Below are 17,196 nucleotides of genomic sequence, written 5' to 3'. Positions count from 1 at the left end.
TCCTTGTCTTGTCACTGCTGGGCGGACTGTACCTTGCCCGCCAATATGTTCTGGATTTCGCCTTTGCACGCCTTGCCCAGGCGCGCATATTCCTGCGGCGAATCGATGGCCGCCTGCAAGACTTCCACCTTGCGCATCTCGGCCTTGATATACGGCAACCAGCCCGTATCGATCTCGCGCGCCAGCGCCGCCCTGGCCGTGCCGCTGGGCGCGTACAGGGGGCGCGCCTCGAAACGCCTGGCCAGCGCGGCGCGCACGGTCTTTTCCACGCGCGGCAAATGCTCCATATAGGTCTTCATGTGCCGCAGTTCATGCGCGAGTATCTCATCATACGCGCAAGTGCCCGGGGCAAATTCACGGCCGATATAGATCACCACGGGAGCGTAGTTGAGCTTGACGGAAATCTGCGGCGCCACGCATTCGTAGCCGCTGGCAGGATCTTGCAGCATGGGCCCGGCCAGGCCAATTTGCACTTGCGACTCGGTCTTCGTCAGGCCCAGCACCCAGGTATTCGCGCGCGCCGTGCCCTTCATGACGGTCAGCGCCTTGTACGGCAGATGCGTATCGATGCTGTAGCCGTTCTGTTGCGCCGTCAGCACGGACACCGTCTTGCTGATCGTGTCTTCGCAGCGCACCTGGAACGGCGTGCGCGCCTGCGCCTGTGCACCCAGGGTGACACAGGCAAGCAGCAGGAAAATGGGCAGGCGCAGGCGCAGGCGCAAGATCAAGCCGCTTGCCAGGCGCCGCTGGTGATCTTGTCGAGCCAGAAGATGCCGATGACGGTTTTCACGTCGGTGATCGTGCCATCCTTGACCCAGTCGAGCAGCTGCGGCACGGTGGCCGTAAACGTTTCCAGGAACTCGCCCTCGTCCAGACTGCGCTCGCCGGCGACCAGGCCCCGCGCCAAAAACAGTTCCAGGTGTTCATCCGAATACGCGATGGCGTTATGGATGGTGGAGACGAATTGCCAGTCGCTGGCCGTGTAGCCCGTTTCTTCCAGCAACTCGCGCTGGGCGCAGGCCAGGTGGGACTCACCGGCGTCGATCTTGCCGGCGGGGAATTCAATAAAGACCCTGTCCAGCGGATAGCGGTACTGGCGTTCCATCAGCACCGTGCCATCGTCGAGCAGCGGCAGGATGACGACGGCGCCCGGGTGCAGGATGAATTCGCGCGCCGTGATCTTGCCGTCCGGCAGGGTCACGCGGTCGCGCTGCACGCGCAGGAAGCCGCCCTGGTAGACGAGCTCGCCGTCCACCTTGGTTTCAGTTAAGTTCATATCCATGCGTTCTGTATCCATACGTTGATTATGCTCAATAAAAAAAAACGGCGCCAGAGGCGCCGCTTTCGGTCGATGGGGCTAGCGCCGCTTGCGCAGGTAGCGTCCGACAAAGCCGGGGAAAGCCAGCACCAGGAACAAACACCCGGTGATGGCATAAAACTCCCACGTCTGCGGGAAAGCGTTGCCGATGCGCGCTTCGAGCGCGATCGCCACGGCGCCGACGATGAAATACAGAATCACCATCTCCAGCAGGCGCAGCGCCAGCGGCTTGCGCCAGCCCTGCTCTGCCTGCGCCGCCTTCTTCAGCGGCACGGCGGCAAACAGTTTCTCATTCAGAAATGGCAGGTTGGCGCCCAGGATACCCAGGGCGATCACCAGCCAGCTCGAGGCGGTGACATCCATCGATCAGGACGCCAGCGTCTTGGTAATCGCTGTCGCGCAGGCAGCCAGGATGCTGTTAGGCATCACACCGAGGGCCAGGACAAACACGCCGTTCAGGGCCAGCACGACGCGCATGTCGCCATGCACGACCAGCGCGTTGGTGTCCGTCGGCTCGTCGAACCACATCATCTTCACGACGCGCAGGTAGTAGAAGGCGCCGATCAGCGAGAACAGCACGGCAGCGATGGTCAGCCACAGCTGGCCCGTGGCCAGCACGGAAGCGAGCACCGAGTACTTGGCCATGAAGCCCATCAGCGGCGGCACGCCGGCCAGCGAGAACATGAACAGGGTCATCACCAGCGCGAAGATCGGGCTGCGTTTGCCCAGGCCCTTGAAGTCGGCCAGTTCTTCTGCTTCGAAACCATTGCGTGCCAGCAACATGATCACGCCAAAGGTACCCAAGGTGGTGAACACGTAGGTGATGACGTAGTACATCGAGGCGCCGTAGGCGGTGGCTGCGCCAGCCGCGTTCAGGGTATTGTTCGGTGCGTCAACGGTGCCCGACAGCAGACCCAGCAGCACGAAGCCCATTTGCGCGATGGTCGAGTACGCCAACATGCGCTTCAAATTGGTTTGCGCGATGGCGGTGAAGTTACCGATAGCCAGCGACATCACGGCCAGCACCAGCAGCATTTGCTGCCAGTCATGCGCCATCGGCAGCAAGCCCTCGCCCAGCAAACGCAGGGTGATGGCAAACGCGGCCAGTTTCGGCGCGCCGCCCAGCAGCAAGGTCACGGCCGTTGGCGAACCTTGATACACGTCAGGCACCCACATGTGGAATGGCACGACGCCCAGTTTGAAGGCCAGGCCCGCTACCAGGAACACCAGGCCGAAGACCATGATGGTGCCGTTGGTCTTGCCGTTTTCCAGCGCCACGCGCAGTTCGCCCAGGTCCAGCGTGCCGGAGGCGCCGTACAGCATCGAGATACCGTACAACATGAAACCGGAAGCCAGCGCGCCCAGGATGAAGTATTTCATGGCCGCTTCCGTGGCCTTGGCATTGTCACGGCGCAAGGCGATCAGTGCGTACAGCGACAGCGACATCAGTTCCAGACCCAGGTAGATGATCAGGAAGTTGTTGGCCGAGATCATGATCATCTGGCCCAGCAGTGCAAACAGGGCCAGCACGTAGAACTCGCCGCCCAGGTTACCCGACAGCATGCTGCGGTCGGTGGCATAGGCACGCGAGTAGATCAGGGTCAGCGCCACGGCGCCGTACGAGAACAGTTTCAGCAGCTGCGACATCGGGTCCGACACGAACATGTTATGGAACGTGTAGACGGTGGTGCCCGCGTTGAAGTCGCCCACGGTCAGCAAGGCGCAGCCTGCCAAAGTCAGCAGCGACAGCGCATAGGTGATCGAACGCTTCGCCGCAGGCAAGAACATATCGATCAGCAAGAGCGCCGACGTGGCGATCAGCAGAAAGATTTCCGCGTACAGCGGTACCAGATTAGGTGCATTAGTCATGTTATCGGTCTTCTATTTAAGGCAACTTGCTGATGGCGACATGCTGCAGCAGGTCGGCAACCGAAGTTTGCATCGTGTCGGTGAACGGGGCTGGGTACAGACCCATCACGAGCACGGCGATGGCCAGCACAGCAAGCATGAAGAATTCACGTTTGTTGATGTCGGTCAATTCGGCCACATGCTTGTTCTTGATCTTGCCGAACACCACGCGCTTGGCCATCCACAGCGAGTACGCCGCGCCCCAGATCAGTGCCGTTGCAGCCAGCAAGCCGATCCAGAAGTTGTATTGCACCGCGCCCAGGATCACCATGAACTCGCCGACGAAGCCGGAAGTCGCTGGCAGACCGCAGTTGGCCATCGAGAACAGCACGAACAAGGCGGCAAATTTTGGCATGCGGTTCACGACGCCGCCGTAGTCGGCGATGTTGCGGGTATGCATGCGGTCATACAGCACGCCGATGCACAGGAACATCGCAGCGGAGATGAAGCCGTGCGAGACCATCTGCACGATACCGCCCTGCACCGAAATGTCGTTGAACATGAAGAAGCCCAGGGTGACAAAACCCATGTGCGCGATCGACGAATAGGCGACCAGTTTTTTCATGTCGGTTTGCACCAGGGCAACCAGACCGATGTAGATGACGGCGATCAGCGACAAGGCGATCATGAAGCCCGACAGGTAGTGGCTGGCGTCCGGCGTGATCGGCAGCGAAAAACGCAGGAAGCCGTAGGCGCCCAGTTTCAGCATGATGGCGGCCAGCACGGCGGAACCACCGGTAGGCGCTTCCACGTGGACGTCCGGCAACCACGTGTGGACCGGGAACATCGGCACTTTCACCGCGAAGGCCATCAGGAAGGCCAGGAAGATGAAGATCTGTTCGTTCATCGTCAGCTTGAACGCATGCCAGGCCAGGATGTCGAAGGTACCCGACACATTGCGCAGGTAGATGATGGCAACCAGGGTCAGCAGCGAACCGAAGAAGGTGTACAGGAAGAACTTGAACGACGCGTACACGCGGTTCGAGCCGCCCCAGATACCGATGATGATGAACATCGGGATCAGGGTTGCTTCAAAGAAGAAGTAGAACAGCAAGCCGTCCAGCGCACAGAACACGCCGATCATCAGACCCGACAGGATCAAGAAGGCACCCATGTACTGGGCGATGCGCTTCTCGATCACTTGCCAGGCCGAAATGACGACGATGACCGTGATAAAGGCCGTCAGTGGAATGAACCACAGCGACAGGCCATCGATACCCAGCGAGTACCAGATATTGAAAGTTTCAATCCACGGTGCTTTTTCGACGAATTGCATGCCGTGTGCGGCGTTGTCGAAATGCTGGATCAGCGGCAAGGTGCACAGCATGCTGAGCACGGCGCCAGCCAGCGACAGCCAGCGGGTAAAGCCCGCTTTGCTGTCACGGCCAAGAGCCAGGACCAAGACGCCGCAAATGATCGGCACCCAGATCGACAGACTCAGGTAAGGAGGTAATGTAGAAATCGTAGACTGCATCATGGTTCTCAGTATTCTTTTATCAGGTCAGCTTACTTAGCGGGCCAGAATGGCAGGAAATAGATCAGGAAGCCCAGCACGCCCAGGATCATCACGAATGCATAGTGATAGATGTAGCCGGTCTGCAAGCCTCGCGACAGCGAGGACAGCCAGGCGACGACCTTGGCGCTGCCATTGACGACGAAACCGTCGATCAGCTTCTTGTCACCGAAGTTCCACAGGCCATTACCCAGCAAACGGGCACCGCCGGCGAACACGACTTCATTGAACTTGTCCAGGTAGTACTTATTGTCCAGCAGGGTGTGGATCGCGTGGAACTTGGCAAAGAACCAGGCCGGTACACGCGGGTTGACCATGTAGCAGTAGTAGGCTGCCACCACGCCGGACAATGCCAGCCAGAACGGTGCCGTCGACAGGCCGTGGATCGCCATCGCCATCGCGCCGTGGAATTCATGCGACAACTCTTCCATTGCTGGATGGTTTTCGCCGACGAAGATCACGCCCTTGAAGAAATCGCCATGCAGCATCGGGCCGATCGTCAGGTAACCGATCAGCAGCGACGGGATCGCCAGCATCACCAGCGGGAACCACACGACGAATGGGGATTCATGCGGCTTCTGGCCAGGTTCCAGACCGTGGTGCGCGTGGTCGTCTTCGTCTTCTTCATCGTGCGCGTCCGAATCATGCTTGGCCGCAGGCGCGTGGTGGTCGTCATGGCCGTGCGCATGCGCCTGACCGAAACGTTCCTTGCCGTGGAAGACGAGGAAATACATGCGGAACGAGTAGAAGGCGGTGACGAACACGCCAGCCAGCACGGCGAACTGGGCAAAGCCAGCGCCCCAGATGTGCGTCGCTTCGACGGCTTCGATGATGCTGTCTTTCGAGTAGAAACCGGAGAACAGCGGCGTGCCGATCAGGGCCAGCGAACCGACCAGGGATGTGATCCAGGTGATCGGCATGTACTTGCGCAGGCCACCCATGTTGCGGATGTCCTGGTCGTGGTGCATGCCGATGATGACGGAACCGGCGCCCAGGAACAGCAGTGCCTTGAAGAAGGCGTGCGTCATCAGGTGGAACACGGCCACGGAGTACGCGGACGAACCCAGCGCGACGGTCATGTAGCCGAGCTGCGACAGGGTCGAGTAAGCGACGACGCGCTTGATGTCGTTCTGGATGATGCCCAAAAAGCCCATGAACAGCGCCGTGATGGAACCGATCACCAGGATGAAGGACAGTGCCGTGTCGGACAGTTCGAACAGCGGCGACATGCGCGAGACCATGAAGATACCGGCTGTCACCATCGTCGCGGCGTGAATCAGTGCCGAGATCGGGGTAGGACCTTCCATCGAGTCAGGCAGCCACACGTGCAGCGGGAACTGCGCCGATTTGCCCATCGCGCCGATGAACAGGCAGATGCAGGCGACGGTCAGCAGGGCCCAGTCGGTACCTGGCAGTGTCAGGAGGGACAAGGCTTCCTTCTTGGCGAAGATTTCCTGGTAATCCAGCGATTGACCATACGCCAGCAGCAGGCCGATGCCCAGGATGAAGCCGAAGTCGCCCACGCGGTTGACCAGGAAAGCCTTCATGTTGGCCACGATGGCCGTCGGACGCTGGTACCAGAAACCGATCAAGAGGTAAGAGACCAGGCCCACGGCTTCCCAACCGAAGAACAGTTGCAGGAAGTTGTTGGCCATGACCAGCATCAGCATCGAGAACGTGAACAGCGAGATGTAGGCGAAGAAGCGGTTGTAGCCTTCGTCGTCCTTCATGTAGCCGATCGTGTAGATGTGCACCATCAGGGAGACGAAGGTGACCACGCACATCATCATCGCCGACAGCGAATCGATCTGGAAGCCCACTTCCATCTTCAGGGTGCCGATCGTCATCCAGTTATAGATCGTGCCATTGAATGTCGCGCCATCCATCACTGCCAGCAGTGTCTGCACGGACAGGATGAACGCTATCAGTACGCCCAGGATCGTCGCGGTATGCGACGTCTTGCGTCCGACCAAATTACCCAGGAACTGGGTGCCAAGCAAACCTGCAATCGCGGCACCGGCCAGCGGCGCCAGCGGTACGGCAAGAAGGAGGTTAGGGTTGAGGAGTTGCCCCGCCATGATGAACCTTAATCGTTATTATTCGAGAGATCGAGTCTGAAAAACATCAGCCTTTGAGGCTGTCCAGGTCTTCGACGTTGATGGTATCCAGATTACGGAACATCACCACCAGAATAGCCAGACCGATAGCCGACTCAGCGGCGGCAACCGTCAGGATGAAGAAAACGAAGATCTGACCGGCCGCGTCGCCCATGAAATGGGAGAACGCGATGAAATTCATATTCACCGCCAGCAGCATCAATTCGATTGCCATCAGCAATACGATGATGTTCTTGCGGTTCAGGAAAATACCGACGATCGAGATTGCGAACAGGATCGCGCCCAGGACCAAAAAATGTGTGAGCGATAATGTCATGGTGCCTCCTTAACTTCCGGCTCAGCCGCAGGACGCTCGACGACCGCGTCCATCTTGATGATCTTCAGGCGGTCGTTGCGCTTGACGCGTACCGCATCGCCTGGAGCAAAATGCTTGGTGTCCTTGCGTTTGCGCAGGGTCAGTGCAACTGCGGCTACGATGGCCACCAGCAGCACGACGGCAGCGATCTCGAAGGCGAACACATATTCCGTGTAGATCAGCAGGCCCAGTTCCTTGGTGCCGCCCAGGTTGACGTTCACCGGAGCGATGCTAGGCGTAAAGTTGCGGAAACCATGCCACAGGACAGCGGCCATTTCCAGCACGATGATCACGCCCACCGTCACCGACAAAGGCAGATAGCCCCAGAAACCTTCGCGCATGCGGTCGATATTGATATCGAGCATCATGACCACGAAGAGGAACAGCACCATCACGGCGCCGACATACACCAATACCAGCACGATGGCCAGGAATTCAGCTTGCAGCAGCATCCAGATGCCCGCTGCGGAAAAGAAGGACAGTACCAAAAACAGTACTGCGTGGACCGGATTACGGGCCGTGATGACGCGCGTCGCTGCCAGAATCAAGATCAGCGCGAAGGCGTAAAACAAAATTGTTTTAAAGTCCATAAAAAACCCAATAGACGTACAGATGAACGAGGGGCGCGCCGCAGCCAAGGGCTACGGCGCATCCATCAGCGATAAGGTGCGTCGGCGGCGCGCGCAGCGGCGATGTCATTTTCATAACGATCACCCACGGCCAGCAACATCTCTTTCGTGTAATACAAATCCCCGCGTTTCTCGCCGTGGTACTCCAGGATTTGCGTCTCGACGATCGAATCGACCGGGCAGGACTCTTCGCAGAAACCGCAGAAGATGCACTTGGTCAAGTCAATATCGTAACGCGTGGTGCGGCGCGAACCGTCGTCACGCTGTTCCGATTCGATCGTGATGGCCATCGCCGGGCAAACTGCTTCGCACAGTTTGCAGGCGATGCAACGTTCCTCGCCGTTCGGGTAGCGGCGCAGCGCGTGCAAGCCACGGAAACGCGGCGAGATCGGTGTCTTCTCTTCCGGGAATTGCACCGTGATCTTGCGCGAAAACATGTACTTGCCTGTCAACGCCATGCCCTTGATCAGCTCGCCCAACAACAGGCTGCTGAGGAAATCTTTTACCTTATCCATTCGTATGCACTCTCTTACTTCCAAATATTCCAGGATGTCTGCATCCAGGCAGCGACGAAGACCAGGTAGACCAGCGTCAACGGGATAAACACTTTCCAGCCGAGGCGCATGATCTGGTCATAACGGTAGCGTGGGAACGTACCGCGCACCCAGATGAACACCGAGACGATGAAGAAGGTCTTGGCGAACAGCCAGAAGAAGCCGCCGAAACCACCCCAGAACTCAAGGAAAGCAAACGGTGCGGACCAGCCACCGAGGAACATGATCGCAGCCAGCGCGCCGATCAGGATCATGTTGGCGTATTCGGCCAGCATGAACATGGCGTAGGCCATGCCCGAGTACTCGACCATGTGGCCGGCAACGATTTCCGACTCGCCTTCGACGACGTCGAACGGGTGACGGTTGGCTTCAGCCAGGCCCGACACCAGGTAGATGACGAACATCGGCAGCAGCGGCAGCCAGTTCCACGACATGAAGTTCACGCCCTTGTCGGCGAAGTAGCCGATTTGCTGGCCGCCGACGATGTCGATGAAGTTCAGGCTACCCGAGACCATCAGCACGATGACCATCACGAAGCCCATCGGGATTTCATACGAAATCATCTGTGCCGAAGCGCGCATGGCGCCCATGAACGAGTACTTCGAGTTCGACGCCCAGCCGGCGATGATGATGCCGTAGACTTCCATCGAGGTAATCGCCAGCAGCAGCAGCAAGCCCGCGTTGACGTTGGCCAGCACGGCTTCCGGACCGAACGGCACGACCGACCAGGCGGCCAGGGCCGGCATGATGGTCATGATCGGGCCGATCACGAACAGGCCCTTGGCGGCCTTGGCCGGGATGATGATCTCTTTGAACAAGAGTTTCAGCGCATCGGCGATCGGTTGCAGCAAGCCCAGGGGACCCACGCGGTTCGGACCGACGCGGATCTGGATCCAGCCGATCAGCTTGCGCTCCCACAGGGTGGCGTAAGCAACCAGGCCCATCAGCGGCAACAGCACGCACAGGATCTTGATCAGGGTCCAGAAGAACGGCCAGGTACCGCCCAGCAAATCCTGGCCGGTACTGTTGATGACGTTTACAAATTCAGGCAGAGCCATCAGATTTTCCCCTCTGCTGTTTCAACTGTGATGTCACCGAACATGCCGCCCAGGCTAGCCGTCGAGGCATGCGCCGCCGACACTTTGACCACATTGGCTGGCAGGCCGGCATGGATTGCCGCCACCAGGATGACGCTGCCGGAGCCTTGCGCCACTTTGACCTTGTCGCCCGCCTTGATGCCCAGCTTGCCAGCCAGTTCGGCGGACAAATGCGCTTGCGGCGCGGCGCCGTCAACCGTGCGCAGCAGCGGTTCGGAGCGGCGTACCAGCGCGTCGGCGAAGTAGATCGGCACGTCGGCGATGCGTTGCAGCGCTGGCGAAGCCGGTGCGTAGCTTGCCGCTGCCGGTGCGTTCTTGGCGATGTTGTTCAGCTGTGCCGACAAATCGGTCACGCCGGCACCAAACGCTTCGTCGCGGATCGCTTCGGAGGTGTCGTAGTCGAAACCGGCCAGGCCCAGGATGTTGCCCAGGACACGCAGCACTTTCCAGGCTGGACGGGTATCGGCCAGCGGTTTGACGGTGCCGTTGAAACTTTGCGCGCGGCCTTCGCAGTTCACAAAGGTACCCGAGGTTTCAGCGAACGGGGCGATCGGCAGCAAGACATCGGCGTAATCCATGCCATGCTTGAAGGCCGACATCGCCACGACCATGTCGGCGCCATCGAGGGCGGCGCGCGCCGCCTGTGGATTGGCGGCATCCAATTCCGGCTCGGCGTGCAGCAGCACGTAAGCTTTTTTCGGCACGGCAAAGGCAGCTTGCACATTGGTGCGCGGCTTGGCGACCAGGTGCGCGCCTACCGTGTTGGCCGCTTCCGTCAGGTAACCGAGCTTGGCGCCCGTCTGTTCGGCGATCCATTGCGCGGCAGCATGCAATTGCGACGCTTGCGGGTGTTGCGTTGCCGCGTTACCCAGCAGCACGGCGCCATGGTCGCCGGCCATCAGGCTGGCAGCGATGGCGACAGCCACGTCCGAAGCGACAACTGCTTCAAAACCGGCTGGCGCGGCGATTTCTTTCGCCTTAGCAACAGCGACGAGCACTTCCGACAAGGCCGCCAGCCAATCGCTTGGTGCCACGATCATCTTGTTGGCGATGCTGATCAATTGATCATCGTCGGACGCGTGCAGGATCGACAGCTTGGCGCCGCCCTTGACGGACGCGCGCAGACGCGTGGCCAGCAATGGGTGATCCTTGCGCAGGAACGAGCCGATGACGAAGGCGCGCTTGATCTGGCCAAATTCGCTGATCGGCATGCCCAGCCATGGTTTCACATTGGCGTCGAGCGCGAAGTCGGTCTGGCGCAGGCGGAAGTCGACGTTCTCGGAACCGAGGCCGTGGGCGACTTTTTGCAGCAGGACCAGTTCTTCGACGGTCGAATGCGGGGTGGCCAGCGCGGCGATGGCGTCAGCGCCATGCTCGTGCTTGATATTTTTCAAACCGTGCGCCACGTATTCCAGCGCGGTCTGCCAATCGACTTCTTTCCACTCGTTGCCTTGTTTCAGCATCGGGGAAGTCAGGCGTTCGGCACTGTCCAGCGCTTCGTACGAGAAACGGTCCTTGTCCGAGATCCAGCACTCGTTGACGGCTTCGTTTTCCAGCGGCAATACGCGCTTGACCTTGCCAGCTTTCACTTGCACGATCAGGTTGGTACCCAGACCGTCATGCGGGCTGACCGATTTGCGGCGCGACAGTTCCCACGTACGGGCGCTGTAGCGGAACGGCTTCGAGGTCAGTGCGCCAACGGGACACAGGTCGATCATGTTGCCCGACAGTTCGGAGTCGACCGTCTGGCCGACGAAGGACACGATTTCCGAGTGTTCGCCGCGGCCGATCATGCCCAGCTCCATCACGCCGGCCACTTCCTGGCCAAAGCGTACGCAGCGGGTGCACTGGATGCAGCGCGACATTTCCTGCATGGACACCAGCGGACCGGCTTCCTTCGGCTGCACCACGCGCTTGTCTTCCTTGTAGCGCGATTCGCTCTTGCCGTAGCCCACTGCCAAGTCTTGCAACTGGCACTCGCCGCCCTGATCGCAGATCGGGCAATCGAGCGGGTGGTTAATCAGCAAGAATTCCATGACCGACTTTTGCGCCTGCACAGCTTTATCGCTGGCGGAGCGCACGATCATGCCGGCACTGACCGGGGTCGCACAAGCGGGCAAAGGCTTCGGAGCCTTTTCCACTTCGACCAGGCACATGCGGCAGTTCGCTGCGATCGACAATTTCTTGTGATAGCAGAAGTGCGGAATGTAGGTTCCCAATTTGTTGGCGGCGTCCATCACCATGCTACCAGCAGGGACTTCGACTTTTTTGCCGTCTATTTCGATTTCAACCATGGTGATCGTTACCTGACGCAGCTTAGATATATGCGGGCACTAAGCAATGCTTGTGCTCGATATGATATTCAAATTCTTCACGGAAATTCTTAATGAAGGCCCGTACCGGCATGGCAGCCGCATCGCCCAGCGCGCAAATGGTGCGGCCCTGGATGTTGTCGGCGATCGAGTTGAGCATGTCCAGGTCGTCTGGACGACCCTGCCCCTGCTCGATGCGGTGCACCATGCGGTACATCCAGCCTGTGCCTTCACGGCAAGGCGTACACTGGCCGCACGATTCTTCAAAGTAGAAGTAGGACAGGCGCTCCAGCGCCTTCACCATGCAGCGTGTTTCGTCCATCACGATGACAGCGCCCGAACCCAACATCGAACCGGCTTTCGCGATCGAGTCGTAGTCCAGGTCGGTCTGCATCATGATGTCGCCGCGGATCACCGGCGCGGACGAGCCGCCAGGGATCACGGCCTTGATCTTTTTGCCACCGCGCATGCCACCTGCCAGTTCCAGCAGTTTGGCGAACGGCGTGCCGAGCGGCACTTCGTAGTTGCCCGGCAATTCCACGTCGCCCGAGATCGAGAAGATCTTCGAACCGCCATTGTTCGGCTTGCCCATCGCCAGATATTTCTCTGGGCCGATGTTCAGCACGAATGGCACGGCCGCGAAGGTTTCCGTGTTGTTGATCGTCGTCGGCTTGCCGTACAGGCCAAACGAGGCAGGGAAAGGCGGCTTGAAGCGCGGCTGGCCTTTCTTGCCTTCCAGCGATTCGAGCAAAGCCGTTTCTTCGCCGCAGATGTAGGCGCCATAACCATGGTGCGCATGCAACTGGAACGAGAACTCGCTGCCCATGATCTTGTCGCCCAGGAAACCGGCGGCACGCGCCTCTTCCAGCGCTTCTTCGAAACGGGCGTACTCGGCCCAGATTTCGCCGTGGATATAGTTATAGCCGACGGTGATACCCATCGCATAAGCGCCAATGGCCATGCCTTCGATCAGCGCATGGGGATTGTAACGAATGATGTCGCGGTCCTTGAAAGTGCCCGGTTCGCCTTCATCTGTATTGCAGACGAGGTATTTTTGACCCGGGAACTGGCGCGGCATGAAGCTCCACTTCAAGCCGGTAGGAAAACCCGCGCCGCCACGGCCGCGCAAGGACGAAGCCTTGAGGTCGGCGATGATCTGTTCCGGCGTGATTTTCTCTTCCAGGATACGCCGCAGGGCGCTATAGCCGCCGCGGTTCACATAATCTTGCAAATGCCAGTTCTTGCCATCCAGATCCTTCAGGATCAATGGATCGATATGGCGGTTGTGGAGTGACGTCATTTCTTGAGTTCCTCCAGCATGGCGTCGATTTTCTCGTTCGACATCCAGCTGCACATGGTTTTATTACTGACCAGCAAGACTGGCGCATCGCCGCAAGCACCCATGCACTCGCCTTCAACCAGGGTGAACTGGCCATCGGCGGTGGTTTCGCGGAAATCGATACCCAGTTTCTGCTTCAGGTATTCCGCAGCGCGCACGCCGCCCGACAGGGCGCATGGCAGGTTGGTGCACACGGTGATCTTGTGCTTGCCCACGGGTTTCACGTTGTACATATTGTAGAACGTGGCCACTTCCTGCACGGCAATCGCCGGCATGCCGATGTAATCGGCCAGTTCCTTCATGGTGTCCGGCGCCAGCCAGCCCAGTTCATCCTGGGCGTGGGCCAGCGCGGCCATGACGGCCGACTGACGCTGGTCGGCCGGGTACTTGGCCAGCTCGCGGTCAATTTTCTTATAGCATTGCTCTGATAACAACATACTTTTTGCCTCTTAGCGGTCAATACTGCCGAACACGATATCTTGCGTCCCGATGATGGTCACGGCGTCGGCAAGCATGTGCCCACGCGCCATCTCGTCGAGCGACTGCAAGTGAGCGTAGTCTGGCGCGCGCAGTTTCATGCGGTACGGCTTGTTGGCGCCATCGGACACCAGGTACACGCCGAACTCGCCCTTCGGATGTTCCACGGCGCTGTAGGCCTCGCCTGGCGGCACGTGGAAACCTTCCGTGAACAGCTTGAAGTGGTGAATCAAGGATTCCATGTTGGTCTTCATGTCGACGCGGCCCGGAGGCGCCACCTTGCGGTTGCTGGTCATGACAGGACCTTCATTGTTGCGCAGCCACTCCACGCATTGCTTGATGATGCGGTTCGACTGGCGCAACTCTTCCACGCGGACCAGGTAGCGGTCGTAGCAATCGCCGTTGGTGCCGATAGGAATGTCGAAATCCATCAGGTCGTACACTTCGTACGGCTGTTTCTTGCGCAAATCCCACTGCACGCCCGAGCCGCGCAACATGGCGCCCGTAAAGCCCATGGCCAGCGCATCTTCCGGCGAGACCACGCCGATGCCGACGGTACGCTGTTTCCAGATACGGTTGTCGGTCAGCAACGTTTCGTACTCGTCCACGGAATTCGGGAAACGGCGCGCGAAGTCTTCGATGAAGTCCAGCAGGGAACCCTGGCGGTTTTCATTCAGCTTGCTGATCGCCTTGGCGTTGCGGATGATCGAGGCCTTGTGCTGCGGCATCGAATCCGGCAAGTCGCGGTACACGCCACCCGGACGGTAGTAGGCCGCGTGCATGCGCGCGCCCGAGACTGCCTCGTAGGCGTCGAACAAGTCTTCGCGGTCGCGGAAGCAATACAGGAACGGGCCCATGGCGCCGACGTCCAGCGCGTGGGTACCGAGCCACATCAGGTGATTCAAGATGCGCGTCATCTCGTCGAACATGACGCGGATGTATTGCGCGCGCAGCGGCACTTCCAGGCCCAGCATCTTTTCGATGGCCATCACGTACGCATGTTCATTGCACATCATCGACACATAGTCGAGACGGTCCATGTACGGCACGGATTGCAGATAGGTCTTCTGTTCGGCCAGCTTTTCGGTAGCGCGGTGCAGCAGGCCGATATGCGGGTCGGCACGCTGGATGACTTCGCCATCCATCTCCAGCACCAGACGCAGCACACCGTGCGCGGCAGGATGCTGTGGCCCAAAGTTCAGGGTGTAGTTCTTAATCTCAGCCATTATTTCATCCCGTAATGTTCTTCGCGGATCACGCGCGGCACGTTTTCCCGCGGCTCGATCGTCACGGGCTGGTAAATCACGCGCTTCTGTTCCGGATCGTAACGCATCTCGACATAGCCGGAGACGGGGAAATCCTTGCGGAACGGATGGCCGATGAAACCATAGTCGGTCAGCAGGCGGCGCAAGTCGTTGTGGCCTTCGAAGAGGATGCCCAGCAGGTCGAACGCTTCGCGCTCATACCAGTTGACGGCACGCCAGATGTTCACCACGGACGGCAGCAACGGCATGTCATCGTCGGGCGCGAACACGCGCACGCGCACGCGCCAGTTGTGCTTGACCGACAGCAAGTGCGAGACGGCCGCGAAACGCAGGCCATCCCAGCTACCGTCGCCATAGGTCGAGTAGTCGACGCCGCACAGGTCGAGCATTTGCTCGAAATGCAGGGTCGGATCGTCGCGCAAGGTCTGCATCACGGCCAGGTAGTCCTCGGCCTTGACGACCAGGGTAACTTCGCCCAGTGCAACCGTGGTGCTAACGCGATCGCCCAGGGCAGTGCCGAGGGCGTTTTGCAATACTTCTAAATGTGTTGTCATAATCTGAAGCGGCCCGGTTAGCGTGCGATCGTGCTGGTACGCTTGATCTTGTTCTGCAACTGCATGATGCCGTACAGCAAGGCTTCAGCGGTCGGAGGACAGCCAGGCACATACACGTCGACGGGCACGATGCGGTCGCAACCGCGCACCACAGAATAGGAGTAATGGTAGTACCCGCCGCCATTGGCGCAGGAACCCATCGAGATGACCCAGCGTGGCTCTGCCATCTGGTCGTAGACCTTGCGCAGGGCCGGCGCCATCTTGTTGCACAGGGTGCCGGCAACGATCATGACGTCGGACTGACGCGGCGACGGACGAAACACGACGCCGAAACGGTCCATATCGTAGCGGGCTGCGCCCACATGCATCATTTCGACCGCACAGCAGGCCAGACCGAACGTCATCGGGAACATAGACCCGGTGCGCGCCCAGTTGATCAGCTTGTCGGCCGAGGTGGTGATGAAACCTTCGCTTAATACGCCTTCAATAGCCATGGCTTATTCCCAGTCAAGGGCACCTTTCTTCCAAATGTACCAAAATCCGACCACGAATTCAGCGATGAACACCATCATCGTGACGAAACCGGCCCAGCCCAGGTCGCGCATTGCAACGCCCCATGGGAAAAAGAATGCCGTTTCCAGATCGAACAAAATAAACAGGATTGCGACCAGATAGTAGCGCACATCAAATTTCATGCGCGCGTCTTCGAATGCTTCAAAGCCACATTCGTACGGGGAGAGTTTTGCTGCGTCAGGCTTGTGAGGGCCTAACAGGCGCCCCAGGAGCTGGGGAGCGATACCGACACCAAGGCCGATAATAATAAACAGCAGGACGGGGAAGTAATTTTCGAGGTTCACGATTGATAAGCTTATATTGAACGATCGGTTAAATGAGGACGCTGCGATCATTTGCAGCGTATCTAACGCACGACCCCAATCAAAGCTAAGACCAGGATCGAACGACACATCCTCGTAAAAAAAGCCAGCAACTTTGTACGAGCCATGGCTCGTGCGCCGTTGCTGGCTTCTGATTTCTGGTGCCGACGACGAGACTCGAACTCGTACAGCTTGCGCCACTACCCCCTCAAGATAGCGTGTCTACCAATTTCACCACGTCGGCGGTAAGGCCCGTATTCTACTCTGCTTTGCCGCTAAAGTTAATGCACAAATGCATCAAAACACAGATAAAAACGATAAATTTTTACATCTTCCAGCGCACCACGATTTTTTCCTGCTGCGCTGCCAAAACATTGAGCAATAATCTGCCCGTAATGAGAATTACTCTCGATGAGGTATCGAGATACTCATCAACAACCACTCAGTGACTATCCAATTACTTCGGAATCGCGCCTGCCGGGGTGCTGGCAACAGGGGCTGCTGCCGCTGGAGCGCTGGCCGCTGGAGCCGCAGCAGGTACCGCCGTCGGGATCGCGCCCGCGCCGGTGACTGGCACTGGCTTGACGACTTTATCCATCACGCCGCCGCCCACCGTGGTGGCGCGCTGATTGGCCATCAGCGACAGGGCCAGGGTGGCGCCGAAGAAGATCGCAGCGGCAACGCCCGTCGATTTCGACATGAAGTTCGACGAACCCGTCGCACCGAACAGACTGCCCGAGGCACCTGAACCAAACGCGGCACCCATGTCGGCGCCCTTGCCGTGCTGCAGCAACACCAGCGCGATAATCGATAATGCCGAAATAACCTGTACTACCACTACCAGATTGAACATCATGTTCATTGCAATTCCATTCTTAGTTTA

18 protein-coding genes and 1 tRNA gene are annotated in these 17,196 nt (G+C 58.9%); all 19 read right to left on the bottom strand.

Features of this window, described 5'->3' with window-relative positions; all coding sequences use genetic code 11:
* Nucleotides 1-11 precede the first annotated feature (11 nt).
* The 19 genes from ACP7EG_RS03015 to secG all read right to left on the bottom strand — a co-directional run bounded on the left by ACP7EG_RS03015 (nucleotide 12) and on the right by secG (nucleotide 17,175).
* The gene (locus ACP7EG_RS03015; protein ID WP_426087125.1) at nucleotides 12-722 is read right to left on the bottom strand and encodes a hypothetical protein; all 711 of its coding nucleotides are present in this window, start codon (nucleotides 720-722) and stop codon (nucleotides 12-14) included.
* A 2-nt stretch (nucleotides 723-724) separates the two neighbouring features.
* Nucleotides 725-1,282, bottom strand: coding sequence for an NUDIX domain-containing protein (locus ACP7EG_RS03010; protein ID WP_426086356.1), 558 nt, complete (start codon nucleotides 1,280-1,282; stop codon nucleotides 725-727).
* Between the two features lie 75 nt (nucleotides 1,283-1,357).
* Nucleotides 1,358-1,681, bottom strand: a complete 324-nt coding sequence (locus tag ACP7EG_RS03005; protein ID WP_426086355.1) for a DUF2818 family protein — start codon at nucleotides 1,679-1,681, stop codon at nucleotides 1,358-1,360.
* Nucleotides 1,682-1,684: 3 nt separating this feature from the next.
* On the bottom strand, nucleotides 1,685-3,187 hold the full coding sequence (gene nuoN / locus ACP7EG_RS03000) for an NADH-quinone oxidoreductase subunit NuoN (protein ID WP_096236656.1): 1,503 nt from the start codon (nucleotides 3,185-3,187) through the stop codon (nucleotides 1,685-1,687).
* 16 nt (nucleotides 3,188-3,203) lie between these two features.
* Nucleotides 3,204-4,703, bottom strand: coding sequence for an NADH-quinone oxidoreductase subunit M (locus ACP7EG_RS02995; protein WP_219133602.1), 1,500 nt, complete (start codon nucleotides 4,701-4,703; stop codon nucleotides 3,204-3,206).
* Between the two features lie 29 nt (nucleotides 4,704-4,732).
* Entirely contained in the window at nucleotides 4,733-6,817 is a 2,085-nt protein-coding gene (gene nuoL, locus ACP7EG_RS02990) for an NADH-quinone oxidoreductase subunit L (RefSeq protein WP_096236660.1), read from the bottom strand.
* A gap of 46 nt (nucleotides 6,818-6,863) precedes the next feature.
* Nucleotides 6,864-7,172, bottom strand: a complete 309-nt coding sequence (gene nuoK / locus ACP7EG_RS02985) for an NADH-quinone oxidoreductase subunit NuoK (RefSeq protein ID WP_010399724.1) — start codon at nucleotides 7,170-7,172, stop codon at nucleotides 6,864-6,866.
* Complete coding sequence (locus tag ACP7EG_RS02980; RefSeq protein WP_071076364.1) at nucleotides 7,169-7,801, bottom strand: NADH-quinone oxidoreductase subunit J; 633 nt, start codon at nucleotides 7,799-7,801, stop codon at nucleotides 7,169-7,171. Before ACP7EG_RS02980 ends, nuoK begins: the two co-directional genes overlap by 4 nt.
* A gap of 65 nt (nucleotides 7,802-7,866) precedes the next feature.
* A complete protein-coding gene (gene nuoI / locus ACP7EG_RS02975) occupies nucleotides 7,867-8,355 on the bottom strand; it encodes an NADH-quinone oxidoreductase subunit NuoI (protein WP_096236664.1) in 489 nt (162 codons plus the stop codon).
* A 14-nt stretch (nucleotides 8,356-8,369) separates the two neighbouring features.
* Nucleotides 8,370-9,452, bottom strand: a complete 1,083-nt coding sequence (gene nuoH, locus ACP7EG_RS02970; protein WP_099763029.1) for an NADH-quinone oxidoreductase subunit NuoH — start codon at nucleotides 9,450-9,452, stop codon at nucleotides 8,370-8,372.
* Complete coding sequence (gene nuoG, locus ACP7EG_RS02965) at nucleotides 9,452-11,785, bottom strand: NADH-quinone oxidoreductase subunit NuoG (protein WP_426086354.1); 2,334 nt, start codon at nucleotides 11,783-11,785, stop codon at nucleotides 9,452-9,454. Before nuoG ends, nuoH begins: the two co-directional genes overlap by 1 nt.
* Before the next feature lie 22 nt (nucleotides 11,786-11,807).
* Nucleotides 11,808-13,103, bottom strand: coding sequence for an NADH-quinone oxidoreductase subunit NuoF (nuoF, locus tag ACP7EG_RS02960; RefSeq protein ID WP_426086353.1), 1,296 nt, complete (start codon nucleotides 13,101-13,103; stop codon nucleotides 11,808-11,810).
* The gene (nuoE, locus tag ACP7EG_RS02955; protein WP_071076360.1) at nucleotides 13,100-13,579 is read right to left on the bottom strand and encodes an NADH-quinone oxidoreductase subunit NuoE; all 480 of its coding nucleotides are present in this window, start codon (nucleotides 13,577-13,579) and stop codon (nucleotides 13,100-13,102) included. Before nuoE ends, nuoF begins: the two co-directional genes overlap by 4 nt.
* A gap of 12 nt (nucleotides 13,580-13,591) precedes the next feature.
* The gene (locus tag ACP7EG_RS02950; RefSeq protein ID WP_071076359.1) at nucleotides 13,592-14,845 is read right to left on the bottom strand and encodes an NADH-quinone oxidoreductase subunit D; all 1,254 of its coding nucleotides are present in this window, start codon (nucleotides 14,843-14,845) and stop codon (nucleotides 13,592-13,594) included.
* Nucleotides 14,845-15,438 carry an NADH-quinone oxidoreductase subunit C gene (locus ACP7EG_RS02945; RefSeq protein WP_099763027.1) on the bottom strand — a complete coding sequence of 198 codons (594 nt, stop codon included), beginning with the start codon at nucleotides 15,436-15,438 and terminating at the stop codon, nucleotides 14,845-14,847. Before ACP7EG_RS02945 ends, ACP7EG_RS02950 begins: the two co-directional genes overlap by 1 nt.
* Before the next feature lie 17 nt (nucleotides 15,439-15,455).
* Nucleotides 15,456-15,932 carry a NuoB/complex I 20 kDa subunit family protein gene (locus tag ACP7EG_RS02940; protein WP_010399733.1) on the bottom strand — a complete coding sequence of 159 codons (477 nt, stop codon included), beginning with the start codon at nucleotides 15,930-15,932 and terminating at the stop codon, nucleotides 15,456-15,458.
* Between the two features lie 3 nt (nucleotides 15,933-15,935).
* Nucleotides 15,936-16,295, bottom strand: coding sequence for an NADH-quinone oxidoreductase subunit A (locus ACP7EG_RS02935; RefSeq protein ID WP_071076971.1), 360 nt, complete (start codon nucleotides 16,293-16,295; stop codon nucleotides 15,936-15,938).
* Nucleotides 16,296-16,472: 177 nt separating this feature from the next.
* Nucleotides 16,473-16,557 (bottom strand) — tRNA-Leu (locus ACP7EG_RS02930).
* A 213-nt stretch (nucleotides 16,558-16,770) separates the two neighbouring features.
* Nucleotides 16,771-17,175: a preprotein translocase subunit SecG gene (gene secG, locus ACP7EG_RS02925; protein WP_071076357.1), complete on the bottom strand. Its 405-nt coding sequence runs from the start codon at nucleotides 17,173-17,175 to the stop codon at nucleotides 16,771-16,773.
* Nucleotides 17,176-17,196 lie beyond the last annotated feature (21 nt).

It is taken from the genome of Janthinobacterium sp. PSPC1-1 (assembly GCF_049897625.1).
In the GTDB taxonomy this organism is placed as follows: Bacteria; Pseudomonadota; Gammaproteobacteria; order Burkholderiales; family Burkholderiaceae_D; genus Janthinobacterium; species Janthinobacterium tructae.
This window is presented reverse-complemented; position numbering and strand designations above follow the sequence as displayed.